We start from the raw sequence: 23837 nt of genomic DNA, 5'->3' as shown, positions 1-23837 counted from the left end.
TTGCCAAGAACACCCCGCCTTCGTCTCTACGCACTACTGCGTAGGGTTGAGAAATGATGCCGGTGTCCATGGTCGGACGCGCCGGCGAGCTCGCCGAGCTCGACCGGGCGTGGTCGTCCGTGGCCGCCGCCGAGCGTCGCGCGCCGACCGTCGCGGTGCTCACCGGCGCGGCCGGCGTGGGCAAGAGTCTGCTGGTCGCCGCCGCCGTGGATGCCCTCACGCCGCGTCCGTCCGTGGTGCTCTCGGGGGCCGCCCGGGTGTACGGTCCGGCCCCGTACGACTGGTTGGCGTCGGTGCTCACCGGCCGCGACACCGGCTCGCTCGCCCTGCCGCCGGACGCGCTGGCGTGGCTCGCCCAGCAGCCCACCGCGCCGCGCGAACGGTACGCGCCGGGCACCCTGCTGCGCCTCGCCGTCCGTACCGTCCAGTTGCTGGTCGGCCCCGGCCCGGCGGTGCTGGTCGTGGACGATCTGCACGCGCTCGACCCGGCCAGCGTCAACCTGGTCGGTGAGCTGGCCACCGTGGCCGAGCTGCCGGCGCTGCTGATCGTCGCCAGCCGGCCGGCCGCCGACGCGGTGGCCCCGGACCTCACCCGCCGCGCGTTGGCCCGCCTCTGCGGGGTACGCGGCGTCGTCCGCCAGCATCTGGGTCCGCTGCGCCCGGCCGAGGTCGCCGAGGTGTTGACCCAGGTGTACGAGGGTGCGCCGCCGTCCGACCGGCTGGTCACCTCGGTCTGGCGACACACCGGCGGCAATCCGTACGCGTTGACCGAGCTGCTGGCCGCGTACGCCGGGGAGGGGCCGGACGCGTTGCTGCGACGGTTACCCGGGCCGCGTACGCCGCCCGGCCCGGTCGAGGCGGTCGACGTGGAGTTGACCGCCCGGGAGGTCGAGGTACTGGGCTGCCTGGTCAGCGGTATGTCGAACAAGCAGGTCGCGAAGGCGCTCGGCATCTCGGTGCGGACGGTCACCGTGCACGTGTCGAACCTGCTGCGCAAGACCGGCTCGGCGTCGCGGACCGAGGTGGCGCTCTGGGCGGTACGCCGACGGCTGCCGGTCCCCGCCCCGGTGGACTGAGCCGGGTTCAGTTGCGGGGGTAGCGGAGCAGCAGGCTCGCGGCGACCTCCTCGTCGCCCACCGCCGCGTACGTGTGCGGCACGTCGGAGACCCAGCGGAGGTGACCGCCGGCCGGGGCGGTCAGTGGCGCGTCGGCCGGGCCGGCCCGCAGCACTCCGCCGAAGACGGTGATGTGTTCGGTGACGCCCGGCTGGTGGGCGGGGGACGTCTGCACGACGCCCGGTGCGACGCGCATCCGGTACAGCTCGTAGGTCGCGTCGGTGTCGTCGAACACTTCCAGCAGGGTGGCGGTGACGGCGGCGCCGTGCACGACGGGCCCGGGGGTCGGGTCGGCCAGCAGGGCGGTGAACGGTACGCCGAGCTGCGCGGTGACCGCCCAGAGCGTCTCCAGGGTCGGGTTGCGGGTGCCGTGTTCCAGGCCGGAGAGGGTCGCCTTCCCGATGCCGGCGAGCCGGGCCAGTGTGGACAGCGAGATGCCCCGCTCCTCGCGCAGGGCGCGGACGCGCCGACCGACGACGACGGGGTCCACGTCGAGGCCGGGACGGCCCGCTGGTGGTGGCTGCGGCATCCGACTATGGTGCTACACACTGCCGTTCCGTAAACGGAACGCTCCGGGGGTGGTGACATGGGTGGACGCGCGCAACCGGTGCTGGCCGGCGTGGTGACCGCGCTGGTCGGCTTCGCCAGCTCCTTCACCGTCGTGCTGGCCGGGCTCCGGGCGGTCGGCGCGTCGGACGCGCAGGCCGCCTCCGGCCTGCTCGCCCTCTGCGTGGCGTGCGGGCTCGCCGCCGTGTGGCTGGGTTGGCGGCACCGCATCCCGATGAGCGTCGCCTGGTCGACGCCGGGCGCGGCGCTGCTGGTGGCGACCGGGCCGCCGCCCGGAGGTTGGCCGGTCGCGGTGGGCGCGTTCCTCGTCTCCGGGCTGCTGATCGTCGCGGCCGGTCTCTTCCCGCCGCTGAGCCGGGCGGTGGCCGCCATCCCCAAGCCGGTGGCCGGCGCGATGCTCGCCGGAGTGCTGCTGCCCCTGTGCACCGCACCGGTCCGGGCGCTCGTCGAGCTGCCCCGGGTGGCCGGTCCGGTGGTGGTCGGCTGGCTGCTGCTGCACCGGTTCGCCCGCCGCTGGGCGGTACCCGGGGCGCTGCTGGTGGCGGTGGTGGCGCTCGCGCTGACCGCGCCCCCGGCCGGGCTGAGCGGCACCGCGCTGATCCCGTCGGTCACCGTGACCGTGCCGGCCTGGAACGTGTCCGCGCTGGTCGGCTTGGCCCTTCCGCTGTTCCTGGTCACGATGGCGGCGCAGAACGTACCGGGCATGGCGGTGCTGGTCGGCTACGGCTACCGTCCGCCGTTCGGCGCGGCCCTGCGCGCCACCGGGCTCGCCAGCCTGCTGGCCGCCCCCGCCGGCGGACACGCCGTGAACCTCGCGGCGATCACCGCCGCGCTGGCCGCCGGCCCCGACGCGCATCCCGACCGGGAGCGTCGGTGGGTCGCCTCGGTCACCGCCGGCGTCGGGCTCGCCCTGCTCGGGCTGGGCGCGGGCGTCGCCACGGCCCTGGTGGCGGTCGCGCCGCCGATCCTCATCGAGGCCGTCGCGGGGCTGGCCCTGCTGGGCGCGCTCGCCACCGCGCTCGCGGCGGCGGTGACCGACCCCGAGGGCCGGGAAGCCGCTGTGGTCACCTTCGTGGTGACCGCGTCCGGGGTGACGCTGGTCGGCGTGGGAGGCGCGTTCTGGGGGCTGATCGCCGGCTGCCTGATGCTGCTGCTCTTCCGTCGCCCGGCCGCGCCCGTCCCGCCCGCGCCCGTCCCGCCCTCGTCGGAGAGTTCGACCGAGCCGGCACGACGGCTCCCGGCTTGATCCACTCGGGCTTCTGGAAGGCGGGGTGTCCGGGGTGCGGTGATGCCGCTGTTTGCGGGAAGTCGGGTCGATCGGGGCGACCGGGTTACTCCTCGCGGGGGAGGTCGGCCATGCCCACGGCGAGGAGGACCCGGCCGTCGGCCACCGAGCCGATCCGGTCGGCCGGGACATACACGGCTCCGTCGGCCGACTCGGTGGAGACCTTCAGGTAGCCGGTGTGCAGCAGACGTGCCGCCAGGTCGGCCGGCACGTCCGGCTCCTCGACCGCGGTCGCCTCGATCAGCTCGTCCAGGCTGCTGCCCGGGTCGGCGGTCGGTGTCTGCACGGTCACCGCGTTCGGGTCGCCCCGCTGGACGAGGTCCACGGTGCCGACCTCGGTGCCGGCCACGTCGATCACCGGCATCCCGGTGGTGATCCGCGAGATGGTCGCCTGCTGCGCGTCCTGCTGGTCCATCTCTCAGCGGTTCCCGAGGCGGCCCGCCGCTAAACGCCGCCTCCGGAGCCGCGCGCTCAGCCGTTCGGGAGGGTCCAGCCGCCCGGTGGGCGGGGAGACAGCTCCCGCCAGGTGTCCGTGCCGTCGAGCAGCGCCCGGACCGTCTCCTCGGCCTCGTCGGCGCTGCCGTACTCGTAGAACCGGGAAATGCCCTCGGCGCCGCCGGCCCGCTGCTCGACGTGCCACCGGTCGGCGTCCACCCGGAGGAAGACGTCCCGCCGGGCCAGCCGCCCCCACTTCCCGTTCCACCAGTGCTTGCGCTGCTCCATGGCCGGACTCTATCGAACACACGTACGAGAAGATGCGGCCCCTGCGGGAATCCCGCAGGGGCCGATGTGCATCCGTGTGGGTCAGCGCTGCGTCGGCGGTTCGGTCCGGCGGCCCAGCACGTCGTCAAGCGCCCCGCGCTGCTGGCCCGGGGTCGTGTGACCGGCGGAGACCAGGGCGTCCCGGATCTCGGTGAGCAGCTTGACCTCCTCGCTGGGGGCCGCGGGCGGCGGCTCCTCGCCCCGCTGCCGCCGCTCGGCCAGCTTGTTCATCGGGAACACCACGAAGAAGTAGAGCACCGCCGCGGTGAGCAGGAACGTGATCACGGCGTTGATGAATGCCGCCCAGTCCACGTAGTTGCCCTCAGTGAGCTTCCATTTCCCGGCGCTGAGGGCGGTGCCTCCGCCGATCGCCTTGATCAGCGGTTCGAGGAACGACTTGGTGAGCTGGGTGACCACGCCGGTGAACGCGGCGCCGATCACGATGCCGACCGCCAGGTCGACGACGTTGCCGCGCATGATGAAATCTTTGAAGCCCTTGAGCATCCGTACTCCCGAGGTGTCCGGTTTTCCGTCGCGGACAACCTATGCCCCGTCGGCCGGCTCCAGAAAAGCACCGGCCTCGATCGCCGCCCGGCCCGCGTCGCCGGCGCGGATCGCCTCGACCAGCCGGGTGTGGTCGACGTAGCGCTCGGGCGCGAGCGCGCCCCCCATCGCCTGGGCGACGGTGCTGCGCAGGGCGGCGCCGAAGGAGGCGTACAGCTCGGCGAGCATCGCGTTGTGCGCGGCGGCGACCACCGCGACGTGCAGCGCCGCGTCGGCCTCCACGAACGCGTCGACCCGGCCGCCGCGCCAGGCCGCCTCGCGGTCGGCGAGCGCGCCGTCGAGCGCCGCCAGGTCCTGCGGGGTACGCCTCAGCGCGGCGAGTCGGGCCGCCTCCACCTCGAAGGCACGGCGTACCTCGATGACCTCGGTCATCCGGTCGTCGCCCAGTCGACGGGCCACCACCGGGGCCAGCTCGTCGGTGGACACCACGTAGGTGCCGGAGCCCTGCCGGCACTCCAGCACCCCGGCGTGCACGAGGGCGCGGACGGCCTCGCGGATCGTGTTGCGCCCGACGCCCAGCGCGGCGACCAACTGTGGCTCGGTGGGGATGCGGCCGCCCACCGGCCACTCGCCGCCGAGGATCCGGGCCCGGAGTTGCTCGATGGTCTGGCGGACGCGGTGCCCCCGGGGAGGCGCGGCTGGCTGCGCGGCGGGGGAATCGACCGACGGTGGCACTGGTTACATCACCGGCCTGAAATTCATCCCATGATTGTAGGTTAGAGGTCATGACCCCGCCAGCCGCCGCCGCTCCGGCCCCGCCCGCACCCGTCCTCGCCGTCGACACCCGCCCGGCGGACGGCACCACGGCCCGGCGGACGCACCCGGTGACCGGTGGCGCGCTGGTGCTGGTCGGGATGCTGCTGGTCGCGCTGAACCTGCGCATGGCGGTCACCAGCCTCGGCGCCCTGCTCGACGAGATCCGCGCCGGGTTGGGGCTCTCCGGCGTCATGGCCGGACTGGTCACCACCCTGCCGACCATCGCGTTCGCCGGCCTCGGCGCGCTCACCCCGTGGCTGGTCCGCCGGGTCGCCCCGGCCCGGGTACTGGTGGTCGCCATGATCGTCCTGGCCGTCGGCCAGGTGCTCCGGGCCGCCACCGACTCGGCCTGGATCTTCGTGCTCACCAGCGCGTTGGCACTGGCCGGCATCGCGGTCGCCAACATCCTGCTGCCCATGCTCGTCAAGCAGCACTTCGGCCACCGGACCGGCCTCGTCACCGGGGCGTACACCATGGCGTTGACCCTGGGCACGACGGTGGCCGCGGCCTCCGCCGTGCCGATCGCGCACGCCTTCGGGTCCTGGCGGGCCGGGCTGGGCGTCTGGGCCGGGCTGGCCGCGGTGGCCGTACTCCCGTGGGTGCCGCTGGCGCTGCGGACCCGCCGGGGCGCGCGGCGCGCGACCCCGACGGCGGCCGTCGCCGCGCGGGTCCGGCCAGCGCGGACCCGGCTGGGTTGGGCCATGGCGATCTACTTCGGGGCGCAGTCACTCAGCGGCTACGCCATCATGGGTTGGCTGGCCCAACTGTTCCGCGACGCCGGCTACCGGCCCGAGTCGGCCGGGCTGCTGCTCGCCGGGGTGACCGCGCTCGGCGTGCCGATCGCGCTGCTGATGCCCACCCTCGCCGGCCGGCTCGCCACCCTGCGCCCGCTGGTGTTCGGCCTGACCGGCGCGTCGGCGCTGGCCTACCTGGGGCTGGCGCTGGCACCGCACGGCGCCGCGCTGCTCTGGGTGACCCTGCTGGCGCTCGGCCAGGGCGCGTTCCCGCTGATCCTCACGACGATCGGTCTGCGCGCGCGGACCGCCGACGGGACCGTCGCGCTCTCCGCCTTCGCGCAGAGCACCGGGTACGTGATCGCCGCCCTCGGCCCGCTGTCGGTCGGCATCCTCTACGAGATCACCGGCGGCTGGACGGCGCCGATCGGATTCCTGCTGGCCGCGCTCGCCGTGCAGACGGCGGCGGGCATGGCGATCGCCCGTCCCCGCTACGTCGAGGACGAGTAGGTCGAAACAGCGGTCAGGAGGACGCCGGCGTCGGTTCGCCGGCGACGGCCTCGTCCACCGTCGGGTAGGTGTGCAGCACCTCGACGAGCCCGCTCACCTCGAGGATGCGCAGCACGCCACGCTGCGGAGCGGCCAGCCGCACCACACCGCCGGCCTCGTCACAGCTGTTCTTGGCGCGAACGAACACCGACAGACCGGTCGAGTCGCAGAACGAGACGTCCGCCAGGTCGAACACCAGCCGGTTGCGGCCCTTGTCGAGCAGGTCGGTGATCTGGTCCTGCAACTGCGGTGCGGTTGCCATGTCCAGCTCGCCCGCGACCGACACGACGACCACGTCGCCGCGTTGTTCCGTGTGCACCGTCAGGGACATTCGCCAGACCTCCTGTTATCGGGGGAACGGTATCCCACGACCGGGGTCGCACGCAGAACGGGAGCCGGCATCCGGTGGTCCCCGTCATTCCATTGCTACGGAGCAAGTAGTTGTGCAGGCCCCGGTGATAGAGTCCGGCCGGTCCAGGTCGAGGGGGGTTTTCGCGATGGCGTTGAACGCCGAGGAAAGTGGTCGACTGGCCGCGCTGCTGGGCGGCCACGCCGAGCAGATCACGCAGCGGTGGACCGACATCGTGGCCGGCTCGCTGCGGGGCCGGCTGAGCCACGCCGAGCTGCGCCGACAGGTCGAGGATCTGCATCAGGCCATCATCGGCGTCGCCCAGCAGGGCAGCTTCGACCTGTCCGCCGAGAGCACGGGTGAACTGCGCGCCACGCTCTCCGAGTTGTCCCGGGGCAGGGCCCGGCAGGGCTTCTCCGCCACCGAGACGACGATCAGCGTCTTCGCGCTCAAGGACGTACTGGCCGAGCTGCTCCAGGAGTCCGGCGGGGCCGACGCGCTGCACGACTTCGTCGCCTACTCCAAGCTCGTCGACGAGCTGGGCCTGTTCACCTTCGAGAGCTTCGTGCGTACCCGCGAGAGCCTCATCGCCGACCAGGCCGAGCAGTTGCTCGAACTCTCCACCCCGGTGGTGAAGCTGTGGGAGGGCGTGGTGGCCGTCCCGCTGGTCGGCACCCTGGACTCCGCTCGGGCCCAGGTGGTCATGGAGCGGCTGCTGCAGACCCTGGTCGACACCGGTTCCCCGTACGCGATCATCGACATCACCGGCGTCCCCGCCGTGGACACCCAGGTCGCCCAGCACATCCTGAAGACCGTGGTGGCCGCCCGACTGATGGGCGCCGACTGCATCATCTCCGGCATCCGGCCGCAGATCGCGCAGACCATCGTGGCGCTCGGCATCGAGTTCGGCGACATCGCCACCAAGGCCAGCCTCGCCGACGCGCTGCGCCACGTGCTGCGGCTCACCGGGATCGAGTCCGCCCGTCGCCAGTCCCGCAGGGACGCCTGATGGAACGCGTACCGATCCTCAAGATCGGTGACATCCTGCTGGTCTCCATCCAGCTCGACATGTCCGACCAGACGGCGGTCCAGCTCCAGGACGATCTCGCCGAGCGGATCGTGGCGACCGGCTGCCACGGCGTCATCATCGACATCACCGCGCTGGACATCGTCGACTCGTTCGTCGGCCGGATGCTCTCCACCATCGCGTCGATCTCGAAGGTCCTCGACGCCGAGACGGTGGTGGTCGGCATGCGCCCCGCCGTCGCCATCACACTTGTCGAACTGGGGCTGTCGCTGAACGGCATCCGTACCGCGCTGAACGTCGAGCGCGGCATGGAGCTGATCGCGGCGGCCAACGCCGACGAGCTCGATCACCAGCTCGACGACGATCCGGACGCCGAGACGGCCACGCCGTGACCACGGGCATCGACCTGGGCCACCCGCAGGCGCAGTCGGTCCGCAGCGACGAGGACGTGGTACGCGTCCGGCAACTGGTCCGGTCGGTGGCGGTCGCCGTCAAGCTGTCGCTGGTCGACCAGACCAAGGTGGTCACGGCCGCGAGCGAGCTGGCCCGCAACACCCTGGTGTACGGCGGCGGCGGCACCGTCGAGGTGGCGACCGTGGACAACGGCCGACGTAAGGGCCTGCGGATCGTCTTCGCCGACTCCGGCCCCGGCATCGCCGACCTCGACCTGGCCCTGACCGACGGGTACACCACCGGCGGCGGCCTCGGCCTCGGCCTCAGCGGGTCCCGCCGGCTGGTCGACGAGTTCGAGATCGAGACGTCGGCGGAGGCCGGCACCCGGATCACGGTCACCAAGTGGGCCCGGTGAACGGGGACCCGGTCACCGACAGCGGCATCTGGTTCCGGGTGGAGGCGGGCAGTACCGCCAGCGCCGTACGACGCGCCGCGGAACGCCTCGGCGAGCAGATCGAGATGGGTGCGGCCCGCATCGCGGACCTGGCCATCGTGGCCGCCGAACTGACCAGCAACCTCGTCAAGCACGCCGACAACGGCGTCCTGCTGCTGCGGCCGGTCCGCCGTGCCGGGCAGGCCGGCGTGGAGATGGTCGCCATCGACTCCGGGCCCGGCATGGCCGACCTCACCGTCTCCTCCCGGGACGGGCACTCCACCACCGGCACGCTCGGCATCGGCCTCGGCGCCATCGTCCGGCAGGCGAGCTGGTTCGACGGCTACTCCCTGCCCGGTAAGGGGACCGTCTTCGCCGTCCAGGTCTGGCCGGCCGAACCGGCGACACCGTCCTGGGCCGGTGGTCTCACCCGGCCGATCCCCGGCGAGACGGTCAGCGGTGACGGGTACGCCGTCCGGCTCGTCGACGGCCGGCACCAGGTGCTCGTCAGCGACGGTCTGGGGCACGGCCCGCTGGCCGCCGCCGCCACCGAGGCCGCGCTCGCCGCCTTCCGCAACGCGCCGGCCGGCGCCCCGGCGGCGGTGGTGAGCCACCTGCACCGGAGCATGTCGCACACCCGTGGCGCGGCGCTCGCGGTCGCCGAACTGGCGTCCGGCGTGCTGCACTACGCCGGGCTCGGCAACATCTCCGGCGTGATCGTCGACGACGATGGCCAACGCCGCGGGCTCGTGTCGCTGCCCGGCATCGCCGGGCACCAGCGGCCGACGGTACGCGGCTACGACTACCCGTTCGGGCCGGGTTCCCGGCTCGTCATGCACAGCGACGGCGTCGTCGACCGCTGGCGGTTGGCCGACTACCCGGGCCTCGTCGAACGGTCCCCGCTGGTGCTGGCGGCAACCCTGCTGCGCGACGCCGGAACGCGGCGCGACGACGCCTGTGTCCTGGTGGCGAGGTCCGGGCATGAGCGTTGATCCGGCCTCGGTGCCGCTGCTGCAGATGGCGCTCCGCGTCGAACAGGACATCTTCGTCATCCGCCAGCGTGGCCGCGAGGTGGCCGGCGTGGTGGGCCTCGAACACCAGGACCAGGTGCGGATCGCCACCGCTCTCAGTGAGGTCGCCCGGGACCTGCTGCGGCTGACCGGCGGCGCGGACGTCATCTTCCACCTCGAGGGGCGGCCCGACGGCCGCTTCCACCTCCGCGCCGACCTGGCGCCGGTGGGGCCGCTACCCGACGGCCGGTACGAGCCGCAGTCCGGTGCGGTGTCCCGCCTGGTCGACTCCCTGAGCGTGACGACCGCCGAGGGGGTTACGGTCGTAAGGATGTCCCGCAGAGTCCCGGCGAACGCGCCGATCCCGACCCCGGAGCGGCTGGCCGAGTTCCGTTCCGAACTCGGCCGCACCGCGCCGGGCAGCGCGTTGGACGAGTTGACCGTGCAGAACGGCCAGCTCATCGCGGCGCTCGACGAGGTGCGCAGCCAACGCGACGAGCTGGCCGTGCTCAACGAGGAGCTGGCCGAGACCAACCGTGGCGTGGTGGCGCTCTACAACCAGCTCACCGAGGAGCTGGAGGCGACCAACCGGGGAGTCGTCGCCCTCTACGCCGAGCTGGACGAGAAGTCGGCCCAACTGCGTGCCGCGAGCGAGTCGAAGAGCCGGTTCCTGGCGAACGTGAGCCACGAGCTGCGCGCCCCGGTGACCGCGATCATCGGGCTGGGACGCCTGCTCGCGGACTCCTCCTCCGACCCTCTCACCACCGAGCAGGTCCGTCAGGTCGGCCTCATCCGCTCCTCGGCGGAGGATCTGCTCGGTCTGGTCAACGAACTGCTGGACCTCGCCAAGGCCGAATCGGGCCGGATCGAGCCCGACTGGGCGGACGTGGACCTGCGCCCGGTCTTCGGTCAACTGCGCGGCACCATGCGGGCACTGGCCACCCGGCCCAGGGTGGAGCTGACGGTGGAGGAGCCGACCGTGCCGGCCGTGCTGCGCACCGACGAGGTGCTGCTCGGCCAGGTGCTGCGCAACCTGCTGCACAACGGGCTGAAGTTCACCGAGCGCGGCGAGGTGCGGCTGCGCGCCCGACGCCGCGACGACCGGTGGCGCTTCGAGGTCAGTGACACCGGCCCGGGTATCCCCCCCGAGCTGCACGATCGGATCTTCGAGGAGTTCTACCAGGTGCCCGGCGCGACCCGGGTCGGCGGCACCGGCCTCGGCCTGCCGTACGCCCGGCGACTGGTGACCCTGCTCGGTGGCACGCTGGAGCTGGCCAGCGAGCCCGGCCGGGGCAGCACCTTCACCGTCTCACTGCCCATCGGCGGAGCGTGACGGTGGACGCCGTACCGACGACCGTCCTGGTGGTCGATGACAGCCGTACCAAGCGTTACCTGCTGGTCAGTTGGCTCAGCCGGGCCGGGTACACGGTGCTCGAGTCGGAGAGCGGCACCGAGGCGCTGGCCCGGGTCGAGACGGAGCGGATCGACCTCGTGGTGCTGGACGTCCGGCTGCCCGACCTGAGCGGCTACGAGGTGTGCGAGCGGATCAAGGCGGCCCACCCGGCGCTGCCGGTGATTCACGTCTCCGCGCACGCCGTGGACGTGGCCGACCGCGCCCAGGGGCTCACCCGGGGGGCGGACGCGTACCTGGCCGAGCCGATCGAGCCGGAGGAGCTGATCGCCACCACCCGGGCGGTGCTGCGCTACTACCAGGCCCGGCAGCGTGCCGAACTGCTCGCCGAGCGACTGCTCGGCCTCGCCGACACCACCGTCGCGGTGCACGCCGCGGCGACGTTCGGGCGGCTCCTCGAGGTCGCCGCGGAGGGGGCCGCGCAGATCTTCAAGAGCCCCGCCGCAGTGATCGCCGAGACGTTCGACGGTGACTGCATCGCCGGTGTCTGCGCCGGCCCCGGCGCCGAAGCCGCCGTTGTGCCGTGGGTCGTCGACGACACCGGAGTGCCCACCGGCGCCACCGTGCGGGTGGAGCCTCCGGAGAACTGGGGTCTGCTCACCTGGCCCGCGGACGACACGGTGACCGTGGCCGCGGCCCGGCTGCGGGAGGACCGGGCGCCGCTCTACGTGGTCGTACCCACCGCCACCCAGACCGCCCGGACGCCGGTGCTCGTGCAGCTCGCCCAGGCCGTCGCGGCGGCCGTCGAGGCCCAGCGCTCCTTCGACGAGGAGCACCGGATCGCCGTCACCCTCCAACGCAGTCTGCTCCCGCGCAGCCTGCCCACGGTCGCCGGACTGGACTTCGCGGTGCGCTACGAGCCGGCCAGCGCGCAGACCGAGGTGGGCGGCGACTTCTACGAGCTGGTGATGCTCGACGGGCACCTCCTGCTGGCGATCGGGGACGTGGCCGGCCACTCGCTGCACGCGGCCACCGTGATGGCCGAGCTGCGGCACGCGGTACGGGCGTACGCCGTCGAGGGGCACCAGCCCGGCGAGATCCTGCACCGGGTCAACGAACTGATGCGTACCCTGCTGCCGAACGAACTGGCCACGCTCTGCGTCCTGCTGCTGCACCCGCCGAGCGGTCACGTCCGGCTGGCCAGCGCCGGTCATCTGCCGCCGCTGCTGCACCGGGACGGCAAGGTGGAGTTCGTGCAGCACTCGGCACCCCTGCTCGGCGTCCGCGCGCCCCGACCGGCCGACCTGGAGTTCGTCCTGCCGACCGGCGCCACGCTGGTGTTCTACACCGACGGGCTGATCGAGCGCCGGGACGCCACCATCGACGAGGGGCTGGCCGCGCTAGCGGCGGTGTCGGCCACGGTGGACGACAACCTGGACGACTTCTGCGCCCGCCTCCTGGTCGAACTCGCCCCCGACAAGATCCAGGACGACGTAGCCGTAGTAGTCCTCCGCCGCCACTAAACCCCCACCCCACCCCTCCGGCCCCCGGGCCCCCCAGGCCCCCCAGGCCCTCCGGCCCCCTCTCTGCTCCGGTGATCAAGAGGTTTGCGTCAAATTTCGCCCTGTCGATGACGCGAACCTCTTGATCACGCGGGTGAAGGGGTGGGGGTGGGTGGGGGGTGGGGGTGGGTGGGGGGTGTTGACGGGGGTATTCGCTGGGTGAATAGTGGGGCGGTGTCTACGCCGCATGTTCTGCTTGGGTTGCTGGCTGGGGGGAGTCGGCACGGGTATGAGCTCAAGCGTGCGCATGACCAGCGGCTGCCCCGGGCTCGACCGTTGGCCTTCGGGCAGGTCTACGCGACCCTCGGTCGCCTCGAACGGGACGGTCTGGTGGCCGCCGCCGGTCAGGACCGCGCCTCCGGGCCGGACCGCACGGCGTACGCGCTGACCGACGAGGGTCGCTCCACCCTGGATCGGTGGCTGTCCACGGTGGAGTCACCGATGCCCTACGTGGCCAGCACGCTCTTCGCCAAGGTCGTCGTGGCGCTGCTGGTCGCCGACGTCGACCGGGCGCGGTCGTACCTGGTCGCCCAGCGCGCCGCGCACACCGCGCGGCTGCGGGAGCTGACGGCGGTCAAGACCGACCCGGCCGCCACCCTCAACGACGTGGTCGCGGCCGACTTCGCGATCGCCCATCTCGACGCCGACCTGCGGTGGCTGCACACCACGCTGGGCCGGGTCGCCGACTGGCACCGGGAGGTGCACGCGTGACGCAACTCCAGGCTCGCGGCGTGGTTCGGGCGTACGGCCCGACGCCCGCCCTGCGCGGTGTGACGCTCGACGTGGCCGAGGGCGAGATCGTCGCGGTCACCGGGCCGAGTGGCTGCGGCAAGTCGACCCTGCTGCACTGCCTGGCCGGGATCCTCCGGCCCGACGCGGGCGAGGTCACCTGGCGCGGCCACCGGCTCGACACCTGGTCGGAGGCGGCCCGGTCCCGGCTACGGCGTACCGAGTTCGGGGTGCTGTTCCAGTTCGGGCAGTTGGTGGCCGAGCTGACGGCGGCCGAGAACGTGGCGCTGCCCCTGCTCCTCGCCGGCACGGGGCGGCGAGAGGCGCGGACGGCCGCGCTCACCTGGCTGGAGCGGTTCGGGGTGGCCGACCTGGCCGACCTGCGGCCCGGCGAGATGTCCGGCGGCCAGCAGCAGCGGTGTGCGACGGCGCGGGCACTGGTCACCGAGCCGCGGGTGCTCTTCGCCGACGAGCCGACCGGCGCGCTCGACACGCTCACCGGCGAGCAGGTGCTCACCCAACTGGTCCGGCTCGCACGGGAGCAACGCACCTCCGTCGTGCTGGTCACCCACGAGCCGCGGATCGCCGCGTACGCCGATCGGGAGATCGTGCTGCGCGACGGCCTGGTGGACCACACCGGCCTGGGGCTGGACGTGCCGTTGGCGGGCGGCGCACGGTGAGGCCGGCGATGCTGGTGCGACTCGCGTTGGCCGGCAACCGCACCGACACGGCACGCGTGGTGCTGACCGCGCTCAGTGCGCTGCTGGCGGCGCTGGCCGGGCTGGCGGCGCTCACCGTGCTCGCGATCCAGAAACCGGCCGGCGACGCCTGGGCGCAGTCCGAGCAGTACCGCAACGCGCTGCTGCGTGAACCGGGACTGCGCGGCGGGACCGCCTTCGCGCTGCTGATGCTGGCCGTACCGGTGCTGGCGCTGGCCGGCCAGTGTGCCCGGCTCGGCGCTCCGGCCCGGGACCGGCGACTCGCCGCGCTCCGGTTGGCCGGCGCGACCCCCGGTCAGGTCACCCGACTGGCGGTGCTGGAGACCGGCCTGGCCAGCCTGCTCGGCACCGGTGTCGGGCTGGGCGTCTACCTGGTCGGCCGCGAGCTGCTGCACCGGCCGGACGACCAGGGCCGGTTGGCGCTGCCCACCGACGTGCTGCCCTCGGTCGCCGCGCTGGCCGCGGTGGTGCTGGGTCTGCCGGTGATCGCGGCGCTGGCCACCGCCCTCATGTTGCGTACCGTCACGACGAGCCCGCTCGGGGTCAGTCGCAAGGCCGCCCGCGAGCAGGGTCCACGCCCCTGGGCCGGAGTGCTGATCGGCCTCGGTCTGGCCTGCTTCGCGGCCACGCGCCCGATGCTCCGATGGGTCGACGGGAACGACGTGGTGCGGGGCTGGCTGGTGCCCCTGCTCTTCCTGGCGGGCGGGCTCGCCGCGATGATCGGGGTGGTCGTCGGCGTCGGCTGGATCTCGTACACCTGCGGGCGTCTGCTGCGCCGACATGCCCGCGGCGCGGCGGCGCTACTCGCGGCGGGCCGGCTGATGGCCGACCCGTGGGCGGGCAGCCGGACGTTCGCCGCCTTGCTGGCCGCCATGATCTTCGGTGCCGGCGCGGCGGTCCAGCGTGCCTACTTCGTTGCCCAGGCCGCGCTGGAACGGGAGCAGAACCGTCTCGCCGGGGTGGACGACGGCGGCGTCAACCCGTTCTACCTGTCGACAATGGACCTGGTCGACGCCGCAGTCGCCGTCGCGGTGCTGATCGCGGCGGGCGGTCTGCTCGTCGCGCTGGTCGAGGGAATCGTGGCCCGCCGTCGCGCGTACGCGGCGCTGGTCGCCACCGGCGTGCCCCGCGCGACGCTCAGCGGATCGGTGGTCTGGCAGGCGCTCACCCCCGCGGTGCCGGCGATCCTGCTGGCGCTCACCGTCGGCGTGCTGCTCGGTAGGGGACTCTTCCCCAGCGTCACCACGAGCACATCGTCGACGACGGTGTGCGACGCCACGGCGGCGCTCTGCGACGACCCGGCCACCCGTGACCAGTACACCCACCTCGTGCCGACCGCTGCGCAGGAGCGGACTGTCGCCGTACCGCTGGAGCACCTGGCCTGGCTCGGCGCCGGCGCTCTGGCGGCGGTGCTGGTGACGGTCGGTGTCGGCCTGCTCTTCCTGCGGGTGAGCACGGCGGTGGACGAGTTGCGGACGGCCTGAGCGATGTAACGCCGTCGCCTGCGGTGCCGCTGTCCGCATCGGGAGCCCGGCCATCGGGTTCCCGGTGACGGGCCGGACGGTCCGTGACGCGGGCGACGGTGGGAGTTACGCCAGATGTACGACCAACCCGGAGCTGCCCCGCCGGTGTTCGTCGACGGGACCGGCCGCCGCCGTCGGTTGACCGTCGTCGCCGGTACCGCGATCGGTCTCGGCCTGCTCACGAGCCTTGGGCTGATCGCGGCAGGGCTCTTCATGGACACGTCCGTGCCGCTGCCGGGTTGGTCCGACGACAGCCGGGCGCCCAGGCCGGTGGAGGCCGGCGTGGACGGGGCCGACCAGCCTCGGGCGTCCACCGGTCCCACCGGGCCCTCTCCGGTGACCCGTACGTCGCCGCCGGTCCCCGGCCCCACGGCGTCCGTCGGCGCGCGACGATCCTCGCCGCCCCCCGCCGTCACCCTGACACCGTCCGCAAGCGCCCAGCCGGGCCGGGGCGACGAGCACCGCAACACCGCCAAGCCGAGCCGGCCACCGGGTAAGCCGCAGTGACGAGGGCGCGACACGTGGCCCGACGTGACCCTCGGGCCCACTGGTTCCTGCTCCTGCTCGGGCTGCTCCTGCTGCTCGCGGTGCTCACCGTGAACGGCCTGTTGACCGGAATCGCCGGTGGATCCGGCGGGGCATCCGGCGGGGCATCCGCCGAGGGCTCCGGCGCGGGCGTGCCTCCCGGCGTCGGCACGGGTGGGCCGGTGCTGCGGCTGGATGGGGACGAGCCGGTCAGCCGGGCCCTGCCGGCTCGGACCATCGCGCTGACGTTCGACGACGGGCCGGACCCGCGCTGGACCCCCCAGGTGCTCGACGTGCTGCGCCGCCACGGCGCGCACGCCACGTTTTTCGTGGTCGGGGCCCGGGTCAACGAACATCCGGAGTTGGTCCGACGGATGCTCGCCGAGGGCCACGAGATCGGGTCGCACACCTTCACCCACGCGGACCTCGCCGCGGTACCGCCGTGGCGTCGTGACCTCGAACTCTCGCTGACCCGCAAGGCGATCGCCGGAGCCACCGGTCGGGAGGTAACCCTCCTGCGGCCGCCGTTCTCGTCGGTGCCGACGGCGCTGACCGGGCCGGAGTACGACGCGTTGCGCGCCGCCGCCGGTGTCGGGCACGTCGCGGTCCTCGCCGATCAGGACACCAGGGACTGGCAGCGCCCCGGCGTCGACCAGATCGCGCGGGCCGCCACCCCGAAACGGGGGCGGGGCGCGGTGGTGCTGATGCACGACGGCGGCGGGGACCGGGCGCAGACGGTGGCCGCGCTGGACCGACTGCTGCCGGCGCTGACCGATCAGGGCTACCGGTTCACCACCGTCTCGGCCGGCATCGACGCCGCGCCATCGATGGTCGCGGCCTCCGCCGGCAGCCGCCTCAGCGGTACGGCGCTGCGGTGGACCCAGCGCGCCGCACACTGGTCGGCGCAGGTGATGAACCTGCTGCTGGCCGTCGCCCTGGTGCTCGGCGTGGCCCGCCTGGTGGTGCAGGTGGTCTGCGCGCGGCGGCACGTGCGCCGGGTACGCCGCCAGCGGCACACCCGCCCCGAGGTTCGCGCTCCGGTGTCGGTGATCGTGCCGGCGTACAACGAGGCCGCGAACATCGCCGCCACGGTGCGCTCGCTGATGGCCAGCGCGTACCCGGCTCTGGAGGTGATCGTGGTCGACGACGGGTCGGACGACGGCACCGCCGAGATCGTCGAGCGGATGCGGCTCCGCGGGGTACGCGTGATCCGGCAGGCCAACGCCGGCAAGCCGGCGGCGCTGAACACCGGCATCCGGGCCGCGCGGGCGAACCTGCTGGTGCTGGTGGACGGGGACACCGTCTTCCAGCCGGACACCGTGTACCGGTTGGTGCAGGGGTTCGCCGATCCATCGGTCGGCGCGATCAGCGGCAACACGAAGGTCGCCAACCGCCGTCGCCTGCTCGGTCGCTGGCAGCACCTGGAGTACGTCATCGGCTTCAACCTCGACCGGCGGATGTACGACGTCCTGGAGTGCATGCCGACCATCCCCGGCGCGATCGGCGCTTTCCGGCGTGAGGTGCTGCTGCGGGTGGGCGGCGTGCCGTCGGACACCCTGGCCGAGGACACCGACCTGACGATGAAGGTCCTCCGGGCCGGCTGGCGGGTGGTGTACGAGGAGTCCGCGATCGCCTGGACCGAGGCGCCCTCGTCGCTCCGCCAGCTCTGGCGGCAGCGCTACCGCTGGTGCTACGGCACCATGCAGGCGATGTGGAAGCACCGGCATGCCCTGCGCGAGTCGGGCGGCGGCGGCAAGCTCGGCCGACGCGGCCTGCCGTACCTCACGGTCTTCCAGGTCGTGTTGCCGCTGACCGCGCCGGCCGTCGACGTGTTCGCCGTGTACGGCCTGCTCTTCCTGCCGTGGTCGACCCTGGCTCTGGCCTGGGCCGGTCTGCTCGTGCTCCAGGCGGCCACCGCCGGGTACGCGCTGCGCCTGGACCGGGAGCGGTACGGACCACTGTGGGCGCTGCCGTTCCAGCAGGTGATCTATCGACAGCTGATGTATCTGGTGGTGGTGCAGTCGGTGGTGACGGCGCTGATCGGCAATCGGCTGCGCTGGCAGCGCATGGTGCGCACCGGTGAGGTCGCCGCGCTGGTCGGCGCCGGCCAGCGGTAGGCCGCTGCTCCCCGGATGTGGTGGCGGCGTGAGGCCACCACATCCGGGATCGAGCGTCAGGCGCGGCCCAGGCGGTCCAGGATCCAGGCGTTGATGAACGCCTCCTCGCGCCAGGCGTCGTACCGGCCGCTCGGGCCGCCGTGCCCGGCGCCCATCTCGGTCTTGAGCAGGTAGTCGCCCTGCGGTGCGGTCGCCCGCAGCCGCGCGATCCACTTCGCCGGCTCGGAGTAGAGCACCCGCGTGTCGTTGAGGCTGGTCACCGCGAGGATCGCCGGGTAGTCCACCGCCGTGACGTTCTCGTACGGCGTGTACGACTTCATGTACGCGTACACCTCGGGATCGTCGAGGGGGTTGCCCCACTCCTCCCACTCCGTGACCGTCAGCGGCAGCGACGGGTCGAGGATCGAGGTGAGCGCGTCCACGAACGGCACCTGCGCCACGATCCCGGTGAAGGCGTCCGGAGCGAGGTTGGCGACCGCGCCCATCAGCAGGCCGCCGGCCGACGCGCCCCGGGCCACCAGCCGGTCACTGGCCGTCCAACCGGCCTTGACCAGGTGCCGGGCGCAGGCCACGAAGTCGGTAAAGGTGTTCTTCTTGGCCAGCATCTTGCCCTGGTCGTACCAGCGCCGGCCCAGCTCGCCGCCGCCCCGGGTGTGCGCCACGGCGAAGACCACGCCCCGGTCCAGCAGGGACAGTCGGGCTACCGAGAACCACGGGTCCATGCTGGCCTCGTACGAGCCGTAGCCGTACAGCTCGCAGGGCGCCGAGCCGTCCCGGGGCGTGCCGACCCGGCAGACCAGCGAGATCGGTACCCGGGTGCCGTCGTCGGCGAGCGCCCAGTCGCGGTGCTGCTCGTACTCGGCCGGGTCGTACGGTCGGCCGTCCGGGCCGGGCAGCACCGGCTTCTGCTTGCGCAGCACCATCTGCCGGGTGACCAGGTCGTAGTCGTACACCGAGTCGGGCGTGACCAGCGAGGAATAGCGCAGGCGGACCTGCCCGGTGCGGTACTCCGGGTTGGCGTCCAGGCCCACGCTGTAGAGCGGCTCGGGGAAGTCGATGTCGTACCCGTCGTCGCTGCCGACCGGCAGCACCCGCAGGCCGGTGAGGCCGTCGGTGCGCAGCGACACCACCAGGTGGTTCGCGAACGCGTCGACCGCCTCCAGCCGGGTGCCCGGGGTGTGCTCGATCAGCGGAACCCAGTCGCCCGGGGTGTCCGCCGACGTGAACGCCAGCGCGAAGTCCTCCGCGCCGTCGTTGTGCAGGATCAGGAAACGGTGGCCGTGGTGCTCCACCGCGTACTCGACGCCCTGCCGGCGGGGCGCGATCACGGCCGGCGCGCCGGTGGGGTTGCCGGCCGGAATCACCAGCACCTCGCTGGTGATCTTGCTGTGGATGTCGATGAGGATGAACTTCTCCGACCGGGTCAGCTCGACGCCCACCCAGAACCGCTCGTCGTCCTCCTGGTGCACCACCACGTCGTCGGAGGCGGCGGAGCCGATGGTGTGCCGCCAGACCCGGTTCGGCCGCCAGGCGTCGTCGACCGTCACGTAGAACAGCGCCGACGCGTCGGCCGACCAGGCGGTGCCGTAGAAGGTGTCCGGCACCTCGTCGGGCAGCAGCTCCCCGGTGCTCAGGTCCTTCACGCGCAGGGTGAAGCGCTCGTCGCCGGAGAAGTCCGTCGAGTACGCCAGCCAGCGCCCGTCCGGGCTGACGTCGAACGCGCCCAGCGAGAAGAAGTCGTGCCCCTCGGCCAGCAGGTTGCCGTCGAGCAGCACCTCCTCGCCGTCGAGCGGGGCGCCGTCCGCGCTGACCGGTGGCTCGGACTCGCCGTCGCGGACCGCGCGCCGGCAGTGCACCCCGTACTGCTGGCCCTCGATCGTGCGGGTGTAGTACCAGTACCCGCCCTTGCGGGTGGGCACCGACAGGTCCGTCTCGCGGGTGCGCTGGCGGGTCTCCTCGAACAGCTCCGCCCGCAGGGCGGCCAGGTGCGCGGTGCGCTCCTCGGTGTACGCGTTCTCGGCGGTCAGGTAGGCGATCGTCTCCGGGTCGTCCTTGGCGGCGAGCCAGGCGTACTCGTCGACGACGGTGTCGCCGTGGTGGGTGCGCTCGGTGGGCACCCGCTTCGCCGCGGGCGGGGCAGTCTCGGTGGTCACGGCGGCCACGTTACCGGCCGACTCACCCTCCGTGCCGGACCAGCGGCATCCCGAACATCCCCACCCCGTCTTTCGTACACATGTACGATGGCCGGCATGGCGGCAGCAGCGAGTTCCCTCGGCCGGTCCGGAGCCCTCGAGATCACCCGGCGATTGACCGCGATCTGCGGTCCGCCGTTCGCCCGACTCGCCGGCTCGGCCGACGAGGTGGCCGGGCGGCCCGCGCGCTGGGTGGCGGTGCCCGGCGGGCCGCACGCCGCGGCCGAGGTGCTGCGGCTGGCCGCCGTCCACGATCTGACGGTGGTTCCCCGGGGCGCCGGCACGAAGATCGACTGGGGTGCCACCCCGACGCAGGTCGACATCCTGCTCGACACGGGTCGGCTGGCCGGCATCGGCCACGAGCCGGTGGGCGCCCCCGTGGTCGAGGTGGGCGCGGGCACTCCACTGCGGGCGGTACAGGCCACTCTGGAACGCACCGGGCAGCGGCTCGCGATGGACACCCCCTCGCCCGGCGCGACCCTCGGCGGGGTGCTCGCCGCCGGGGAGGCCGGTCCACTGCGGCACCGCCACGGCAGCCCGTGCGACCAGCTCGTCGGCGTCCGCTATCTGGCCGCCGACGGTGAGCTGGTCAGCGCCGGCGGCGGCGCGCCGGGGCTCGACCTGGCCCGGCTGCTCTGTGGTTCGCAGGGCGCGCTCGGCGTGCTGGTCTCGGCGAGCCTGCGGGTGCAGCCGGTGCCCGCCAGCCGGCTGTGGGTGTCCCGGCCGGTGTGGACCCCGCTGGAGGTCCACGAGCTGATCCGGTCGATCCTCGCCGCCCGCCTCGACCCGGCGGCCATCGAGCTGGACCTGCCCGGCGGCCTGCCCCGGCCACGCAGCGTGTACCCGCCGGGCCATCCGTCCGCCACCGCCCGCGAGCGCCACCCGTCGATGTCCGGCCGGTCCGGGGCCCCGTCCCGGGCGGGCAGCCTCGTCGTGCTGCTCGAAGGCGGCCCGGCCGAGGTGAACGAACGCGCCGAACGGCTGGTCGGCCTGCTGCACGGCGAGGCGACCGTGACCCACTCGGCACCGCCGTGGTGGCGTCGTTACCCCTTCGCGCCCGGCGACACGGCACTACGGCTGGAGGTGCCGATCAGCGATCTGCACGCCGCCGTGTACGCGCTGCGCGACGCGGCCGGCGCTCCCGTGCCGGTGCGGGGCTCGGCCGGTCTGGGCGTGGTGCACGCGGCCCTGCCCGGCGCGGTGCCACCCGACCGGGTGGCGTCCATCCTGGCCGCCGTCCGGGGGGTGCTGCTGGCCCGGCAGGGTCGCTGCGTGGTCGTCTCCGCCCCGGCCGCCGTCCGACAGGCCGTCGACCTGTGGGGCGAGTTGGCCGGCCTGGTTCAGCTCCGCGCCGCGAAGGAGCACCTCGACCCGGAGCGACGCCTCGCCCCCGGCCGCCTCCCCGGCGGCCTGTGAGGCCGCCCCGGCCGGTGCGGACGTGACGCAACGCCGGCGGGGTGAGCCTGCGCCGGTCAGACCGCGTCGTTGCGGAGCACCAGGACGGCGATGTCGTCCCGGGGTGGCTCGACCGAGAAGTTGATGGCGGCGGCGCGCAGGCGCGCGGCGACCACGTCGGCGGAGTAGCCGGCCAGCGGCGCCGCCGCGTCGCGCAGCCGGTCGGTGCCGAACAGCTCCCGACCGTGCCGCCGCTCGGTGACCCCGTCGGTATAGAAGATCAGCGAGTCGCCGGGGGTGAGCGTGATCTCCGTCGTCGGTGAGGTGATGGTGTCGAGCAGACCCAGCGCCGTGCCCCCGGCACCGACGAACCGGGCGCCACCCGCGCCGGCCAGCAGCACCGGCCGGTCGTGCCCGGCCAGGTGCAGCGACACGTCGAGGTGGTCGCCGTCGCCCGGCCCCACCGCGGCCAGGGCCAACGTGCAGTACCGGCCGCCGCCCCGCTCGACGAGCGTCTCGTTGAGCCGGGCCAGCGCCTCCGGCAACGGCTTGCCGTCACCCACCAGCACCCGGATCACGTCCCGGACGAGCCCGGTGACCGCCGCCGCCTGGACGCCCTTGCCCGACACGTCGCCGATCACCACGAGCCAGCGCCCGTCGGGCAGCGGCACCACGTCGTAGAAGTCGCCACCCACCTCGGCGTCATCGCCGGTGGGTACGTACTCGGCGGCGAAGCCGATGCCCTCCACGACCGGCAGCACGGGCGGCAGCAGGGACTTCTGGAGCGTCTGCGCCACCCGTCGCCGCTCGGCGTGGATCCGGGCGTTCTCGATCGCCAGCGCGGCCCGCCGCGCCACGTCCTCCAGGACGGCCACCTCGTCCGGGTCGTGCCGGTGCCGTTGGTGCCGGCCCACCGCGAGAGTGCCGAGACGCTGGCCGCGGGCGATCAGCGGAACCGCGAAGCCCTCCATCGGGCCGCCGAGCGGGATCTGCGCCGCACTCCGGGACGCCTCCCGCAGCCGGGCCTGGATGGAATCCGGGCCGGTCTCCGCCAGCACCCGGTGCAGTTGTGGCAGCACCGACTCGTCGGCGTGGCTGGTCGCGGCCAACCGCAGCCGCCCCCACTCGTCGGTCGTGTGCACGGCGCACCACTGGCCCAGGCGGGGCACCACCAACTGCGGAATCAACGCCATGGTCAGCTCGACGTCCAGCGACTGGGCCAGCAGCTCGCTGGCCTCGGCGAGGAACGTCAGCCAGGCCTGTCGGCGGACGTCCGCCCGGCGCAGCCGGTCGTTCTCCAGGTGCAGCGACAGCCGCTCCGCGGTGAGCACCGCCAACGGGCGGGCGTACGCCGATGGCGCTGCGTCCAGCTCCAACTCCCCGGCGTACGGGCGGTGCACGGTCAGCGGCACCCGGAGCAGTTCGCTGTCGGGGCGGGGCTGCCGGCCGAAACGTGCCAACAACTGTCGGCCCTGCCCGTCGCCCCGGTCGAGGCGGACGGCCCCACCGGCCGCGCCGACCATCTCGGCGACCCGGTTGAGCAGGCTGGCGGCGAAGTCCGGCAGCGGGTCGTCCGCGTACATGTCGGGGGCGGTCTGCATGAGTTCGCTCATCGCGCCCGCGCTCGGCGCCGAGCCGTCGCCGGCCCCGGGGCCGGCGGCCACCGACGTGCCGCCGGCGCTGGCGCCGGCGCCCGGCTCGGTGCCGGGCCGGTCCAGGCGGAACCAGACGCCCTTGCCGGTCGGCAGGTACGTGGTGCCCCAGCGGCTGGCGAAGTGGTCGACGAGCAGCAGTCCGCGACCTCGCTCGGAGACCTCGTCGATCTCGCTCGTGTCGTTGCGGGTGCCGACGGTCAGCTCGTCGTTGCCGGAGCTGGGCGCGAAGTCGGAGACGGTCACAGAGAGCCCGACATCGTCCGCCACGACCTCGATGTCCAGTTCGGTGCCGGCGTGCTCGACGGCGTTGGTGGTCAGCTCGGTGGTGAGCAGCAGCGCCTCGTTGACCAGGTCGTCGAGGTGCGCCTCGGCCAGGACGGAGCGGACGACCGCGCGGGCGGCGGCGGGCGTACGGCGGTCGGCGGGCAGACGGACACGCCGGACAGCCCCGTTCCGGGCCCCGGCCGTCGCGGGCCCCGCCTCGGCTGACACCCCCGTATCCTCTACCGTCCCCCGGCCGGGTGC

Annotated in this window: 23 protein-coding genes; 15 read left to right on the top strand and 8 right to left on the bottom strand. The window is 73.5% G+C overall.

Going from position 1 to position 23837, the window contains the following annotated elements; translation table 11 throughout:
* The first annotated feature begins 53 nt into the window (after window positions 1-53).
* A complete protein-coding gene (locus ACIBTX_RS03400) occupies window positions 54-1076 on the top strand; it encodes a LuxR C-terminal-related transcriptional regulator (protein WP_396832000.1) in 1023 nt (340 codons plus the stop codon).
* A 7-nt stretch (window positions 1077-1083) separates the two neighbouring features.
* Here ACIBTX_RS03400 and ACIBTX_RS03395 read toward each other — a convergent pair whose 3' ends face one another.
* A complete protein-coding gene (locus ACIBTX_RS03395) occupies window positions 1084-1644 on the bottom strand; it encodes a helix-turn-helix domain-containing protein (RefSeq protein ID WP_396831999.1) in 561 nt (186 codons plus the stop codon).
* 57 nt (window positions 1645-1701) lie between these two features.
* Here ACIBTX_RS03395 and ACIBTX_RS03390 point away from each other — a divergent pair, with 57 nt between their 5' ends.
* Window positions 1702-2928: a benzoate/H(+) symporter BenE family transporter gene (locus ACIBTX_RS03390; RefSeq protein WP_357171620.1), complete on the top strand. Its 1227-nt coding sequence runs from the start codon at window positions 1702-1704 to the stop codon at window positions 2926-2928.
* Between the two features lie 85 nt (window positions 2929-3013).
* On the opposite strand, the gene ACIBTX_RS03385 is transcribed toward ACIBTX_RS03390, so the two are convergent.
* The 4 genes from ACIBTX_RS03385 to ACIBTX_RS03370 all read right to left on the bottom strand — a co-directional run bounded on the left by ACIBTX_RS03385 (window position 3014) and on the right by ACIBTX_RS03370 (window position 4968).
* Window positions 3014-3382, bottom strand: coding sequence for a hypothetical protein (locus ACIBTX_RS03385; protein ID WP_357133785.1), 369 nt, complete (start codon window positions 3380-3382; stop codon window positions 3014-3016).
* A 56-nt stretch (window positions 3383-3438) separates the two neighbouring features.
* Window positions 3439-3690: a hypothetical protein gene (locus ACIBTX_RS03380; RefSeq protein ID WP_355048337.1), complete on the bottom strand. Its 252-nt coding sequence runs from the start codon at window positions 3688-3690 to the stop codon at window positions 3439-3441.
* A gap of 81 nt (window positions 3691-3771) precedes the next feature.
* On the bottom strand, window positions 3772-4233 hold the full coding sequence (gene mscL / locus ACIBTX_RS03375) for a large conductance mechanosensitive channel protein MscL (protein ID WP_357171618.1): 462 nt from the start codon (window positions 4231-4233) through the stop codon (window positions 3772-3774).
* Window positions 4234-4272: 39 nt separating this feature from the next.
* The gene (locus ACIBTX_RS03370) at window positions 4273-4968 is read right to left on the bottom strand and encodes an FCD domain-containing protein (RefSeq protein ID WP_357171616.1); all 696 of its coding nucleotides are present in this window, start codon (window positions 4966-4968) and stop codon (window positions 4273-4275) included.
* A 50-nt stretch (window positions 4969-5018) separates the two neighbouring features.
* Here ACIBTX_RS03370 and ACIBTX_RS03365 point away from each other — a divergent pair, with 50 nt between their 5' ends.
* Complete coding sequence (locus tag ACIBTX_RS03365) at window positions 5019-6293, top strand: MFS transporter (protein ID WP_396831998.1); 1275 nt, start codon at window positions 5019-5021, stop codon at window positions 6291-6293.
* A 13-nt stretch (window positions 6294-6306) separates the two neighbouring features.
* Here ACIBTX_RS03365 and ACIBTX_RS03360 read toward each other — a convergent pair whose 3' ends face one another.
* Entirely contained in the window at window positions 6307-6663 is a 357-nt protein-coding gene (locus ACIBTX_RS03360; protein WP_007454464.1) for an STAS domain-containing protein, read from the bottom strand.
* 166 nt (window positions 6664-6829) lie between these two features.
* Between ACIBTX_RS03360 and ACIBTX_RS03355 the strand changes: the two genes are divergently transcribed.
* The 11 genes from ACIBTX_RS03355 to ACIBTX_RS03305 all read left to right on the top strand — a co-directional run bounded on the left by ACIBTX_RS03355 (window position 6830) and on the right by ACIBTX_RS03305 (window position 18070).
* Complete coding sequence (locus ACIBTX_RS03355) at window positions 6830-7690, top strand: STAS domain-containing protein (protein ID WP_357133779.1); 861 nt, start codon at window positions 6830-6832, stop codon at window positions 7688-7690.
* Window positions 7690-8100: an STAS domain-containing protein gene (locus tag ACIBTX_RS03350; protein WP_355048333.1), complete on the top strand. Its 411-nt coding sequence runs from the start codon at window positions 7690-7692 to the stop codon at window positions 8098-8100. Before ACIBTX_RS03355 ends, ACIBTX_RS03350 begins: the two co-directional genes overlap by 1 nt.
* Entirely contained in the window at window positions 8097-8516 is a 420-nt protein-coding gene (locus tag ACIBTX_RS03345; protein ID WP_357133776.1) for an anti-sigma regulatory factor, read from the top strand. Before ACIBTX_RS03350 ends, ACIBTX_RS03345 begins: the two co-directional genes overlap by 4 nt.
* Entirely contained in the window at window positions 8513-9526 is a 1014-nt protein-coding gene (locus tag ACIBTX_RS03340; RefSeq protein WP_396831997.1) for a SpoIIE family protein phosphatase, read from the top strand. Before ACIBTX_RS03345 ends, ACIBTX_RS03340 begins: the two co-directional genes overlap by 4 nt.
* The gene (locus ACIBTX_RS03335) at window positions 9516-10877 is read left to right on the top strand and encodes a sensor histidine kinase (RefSeq protein WP_357133772.1); all 1362 of its coding nucleotides are present in this window, start codon (window positions 9516-9518) and stop codon (window positions 10875-10877) included. Before ACIBTX_RS03340 ends, ACIBTX_RS03335 begins: the two co-directional genes overlap by 11 nt.
* 2 nt (window positions 10878-10879) lie before the next feature.
* Window positions 10880-12418, top strand: coding sequence for a SpoIIE family protein phosphatase (locus tag ACIBTX_RS03330; RefSeq protein ID WP_396831996.1), 1539 nt, complete (start codon window positions 10880-10882; stop codon window positions 12416-12418).
* Between the two features lie 213 nt (window positions 12419-12631).
* Entirely contained in the window at window positions 12632-13168 is a 537-nt protein-coding gene (locus ACIBTX_RS03325) for a PadR family transcriptional regulator (protein WP_357133768.1), read from the top strand.
* A complete protein-coding gene (locus ACIBTX_RS03320; protein WP_357133766.1) occupies window positions 13165-13866 on the top strand; it encodes an ABC transporter ATP-binding protein in 702 nt (233 codons plus the stop codon). Before ACIBTX_RS03325 ends, ACIBTX_RS03320 begins: the two co-directional genes overlap by 4 nt.
* A gap of 8 nt (window positions 13867-13874) precedes the next feature.
* Window positions 13875-15389, top strand: coding sequence for an FtsX-like permease family protein (locus ACIBTX_RS03315; protein WP_396831995.1), 1515 nt, complete (start codon window positions 13875-13877; stop codon window positions 15387-15389).
* Window positions 15390-15503: 114 nt separating this feature from the next.
* Window positions 15504-15935 carry a hypothetical protein gene (locus tag ACIBTX_RS03310; protein ID WP_396831994.1) on the top strand — a complete coding sequence of 144 codons (432 nt, stop codon included), beginning with the start codon at window positions 15504-15506 and terminating at the stop codon, window positions 15933-15935.
* A 14-nt stretch (window positions 15936-15949) separates the two neighbouring features.
* On the top strand, window positions 15950-18070 hold the full coding sequence (locus ACIBTX_RS03305; RefSeq protein ID WP_396831992.1) for a bifunctional polysaccharide deacetylase/glycosyltransferase family 2 protein: 2121 nt from the start codon (window positions 15950-15952) through the stop codon (window positions 18068-18070).
* Window positions 18071-18126: 56 nt separating this feature from the next.
* Here the strand turns inward: ACIBTX_RS03305 and ACIBTX_RS03300 are convergent, their stop codons facing one another.
* Window positions 18127-20223, bottom strand: a complete 2097-nt coding sequence (locus ACIBTX_RS03300) for a S9 family peptidase (RefSeq protein WP_396831991.1) — start codon at window positions 20221-20223, stop codon at window positions 18127-18129.
* Window positions 20224-20319: 96 nt separating this feature from the next.
* Between ACIBTX_RS03300 and ACIBTX_RS03295 the strand changes: the two genes are divergently transcribed.
* Window positions 20320-21678: an FAD-binding oxidoreductase gene (locus ACIBTX_RS03295; RefSeq protein WP_357133760.1), complete on the top strand. Its 1359-nt coding sequence runs from the start codon at window positions 20320-20322 to the stop codon at window positions 21676-21678.
* A 56-nt stretch (window positions 21679-21734) separates the two neighbouring features.
* On the opposite strand, the gene ACIBTX_RS03290 is transcribed toward ACIBTX_RS03295, so the two are convergent.
* Window positions 21735-23804, bottom strand: coding sequence for a SpoIIE family protein phosphatase (locus tag ACIBTX_RS03290; protein ID WP_396831990.1), 2070 nt, complete (start codon window positions 23802-23804; stop codon window positions 21735-21737).
* Window positions 23805-23837 lie beyond the last annotated feature (33 nt).

The organism is Micromonospora sp. NPDC049359 (genome assembly GCF_044466585.1).
Taxonomy (GTDB): Bacteria; Actinomycetota; Actinomycetes; order Mycobacteriales; family Micromonosporaceae; genus Micromonospora.
This window is presented reverse-complemented; position numbering and strand designations above follow the sequence as displayed.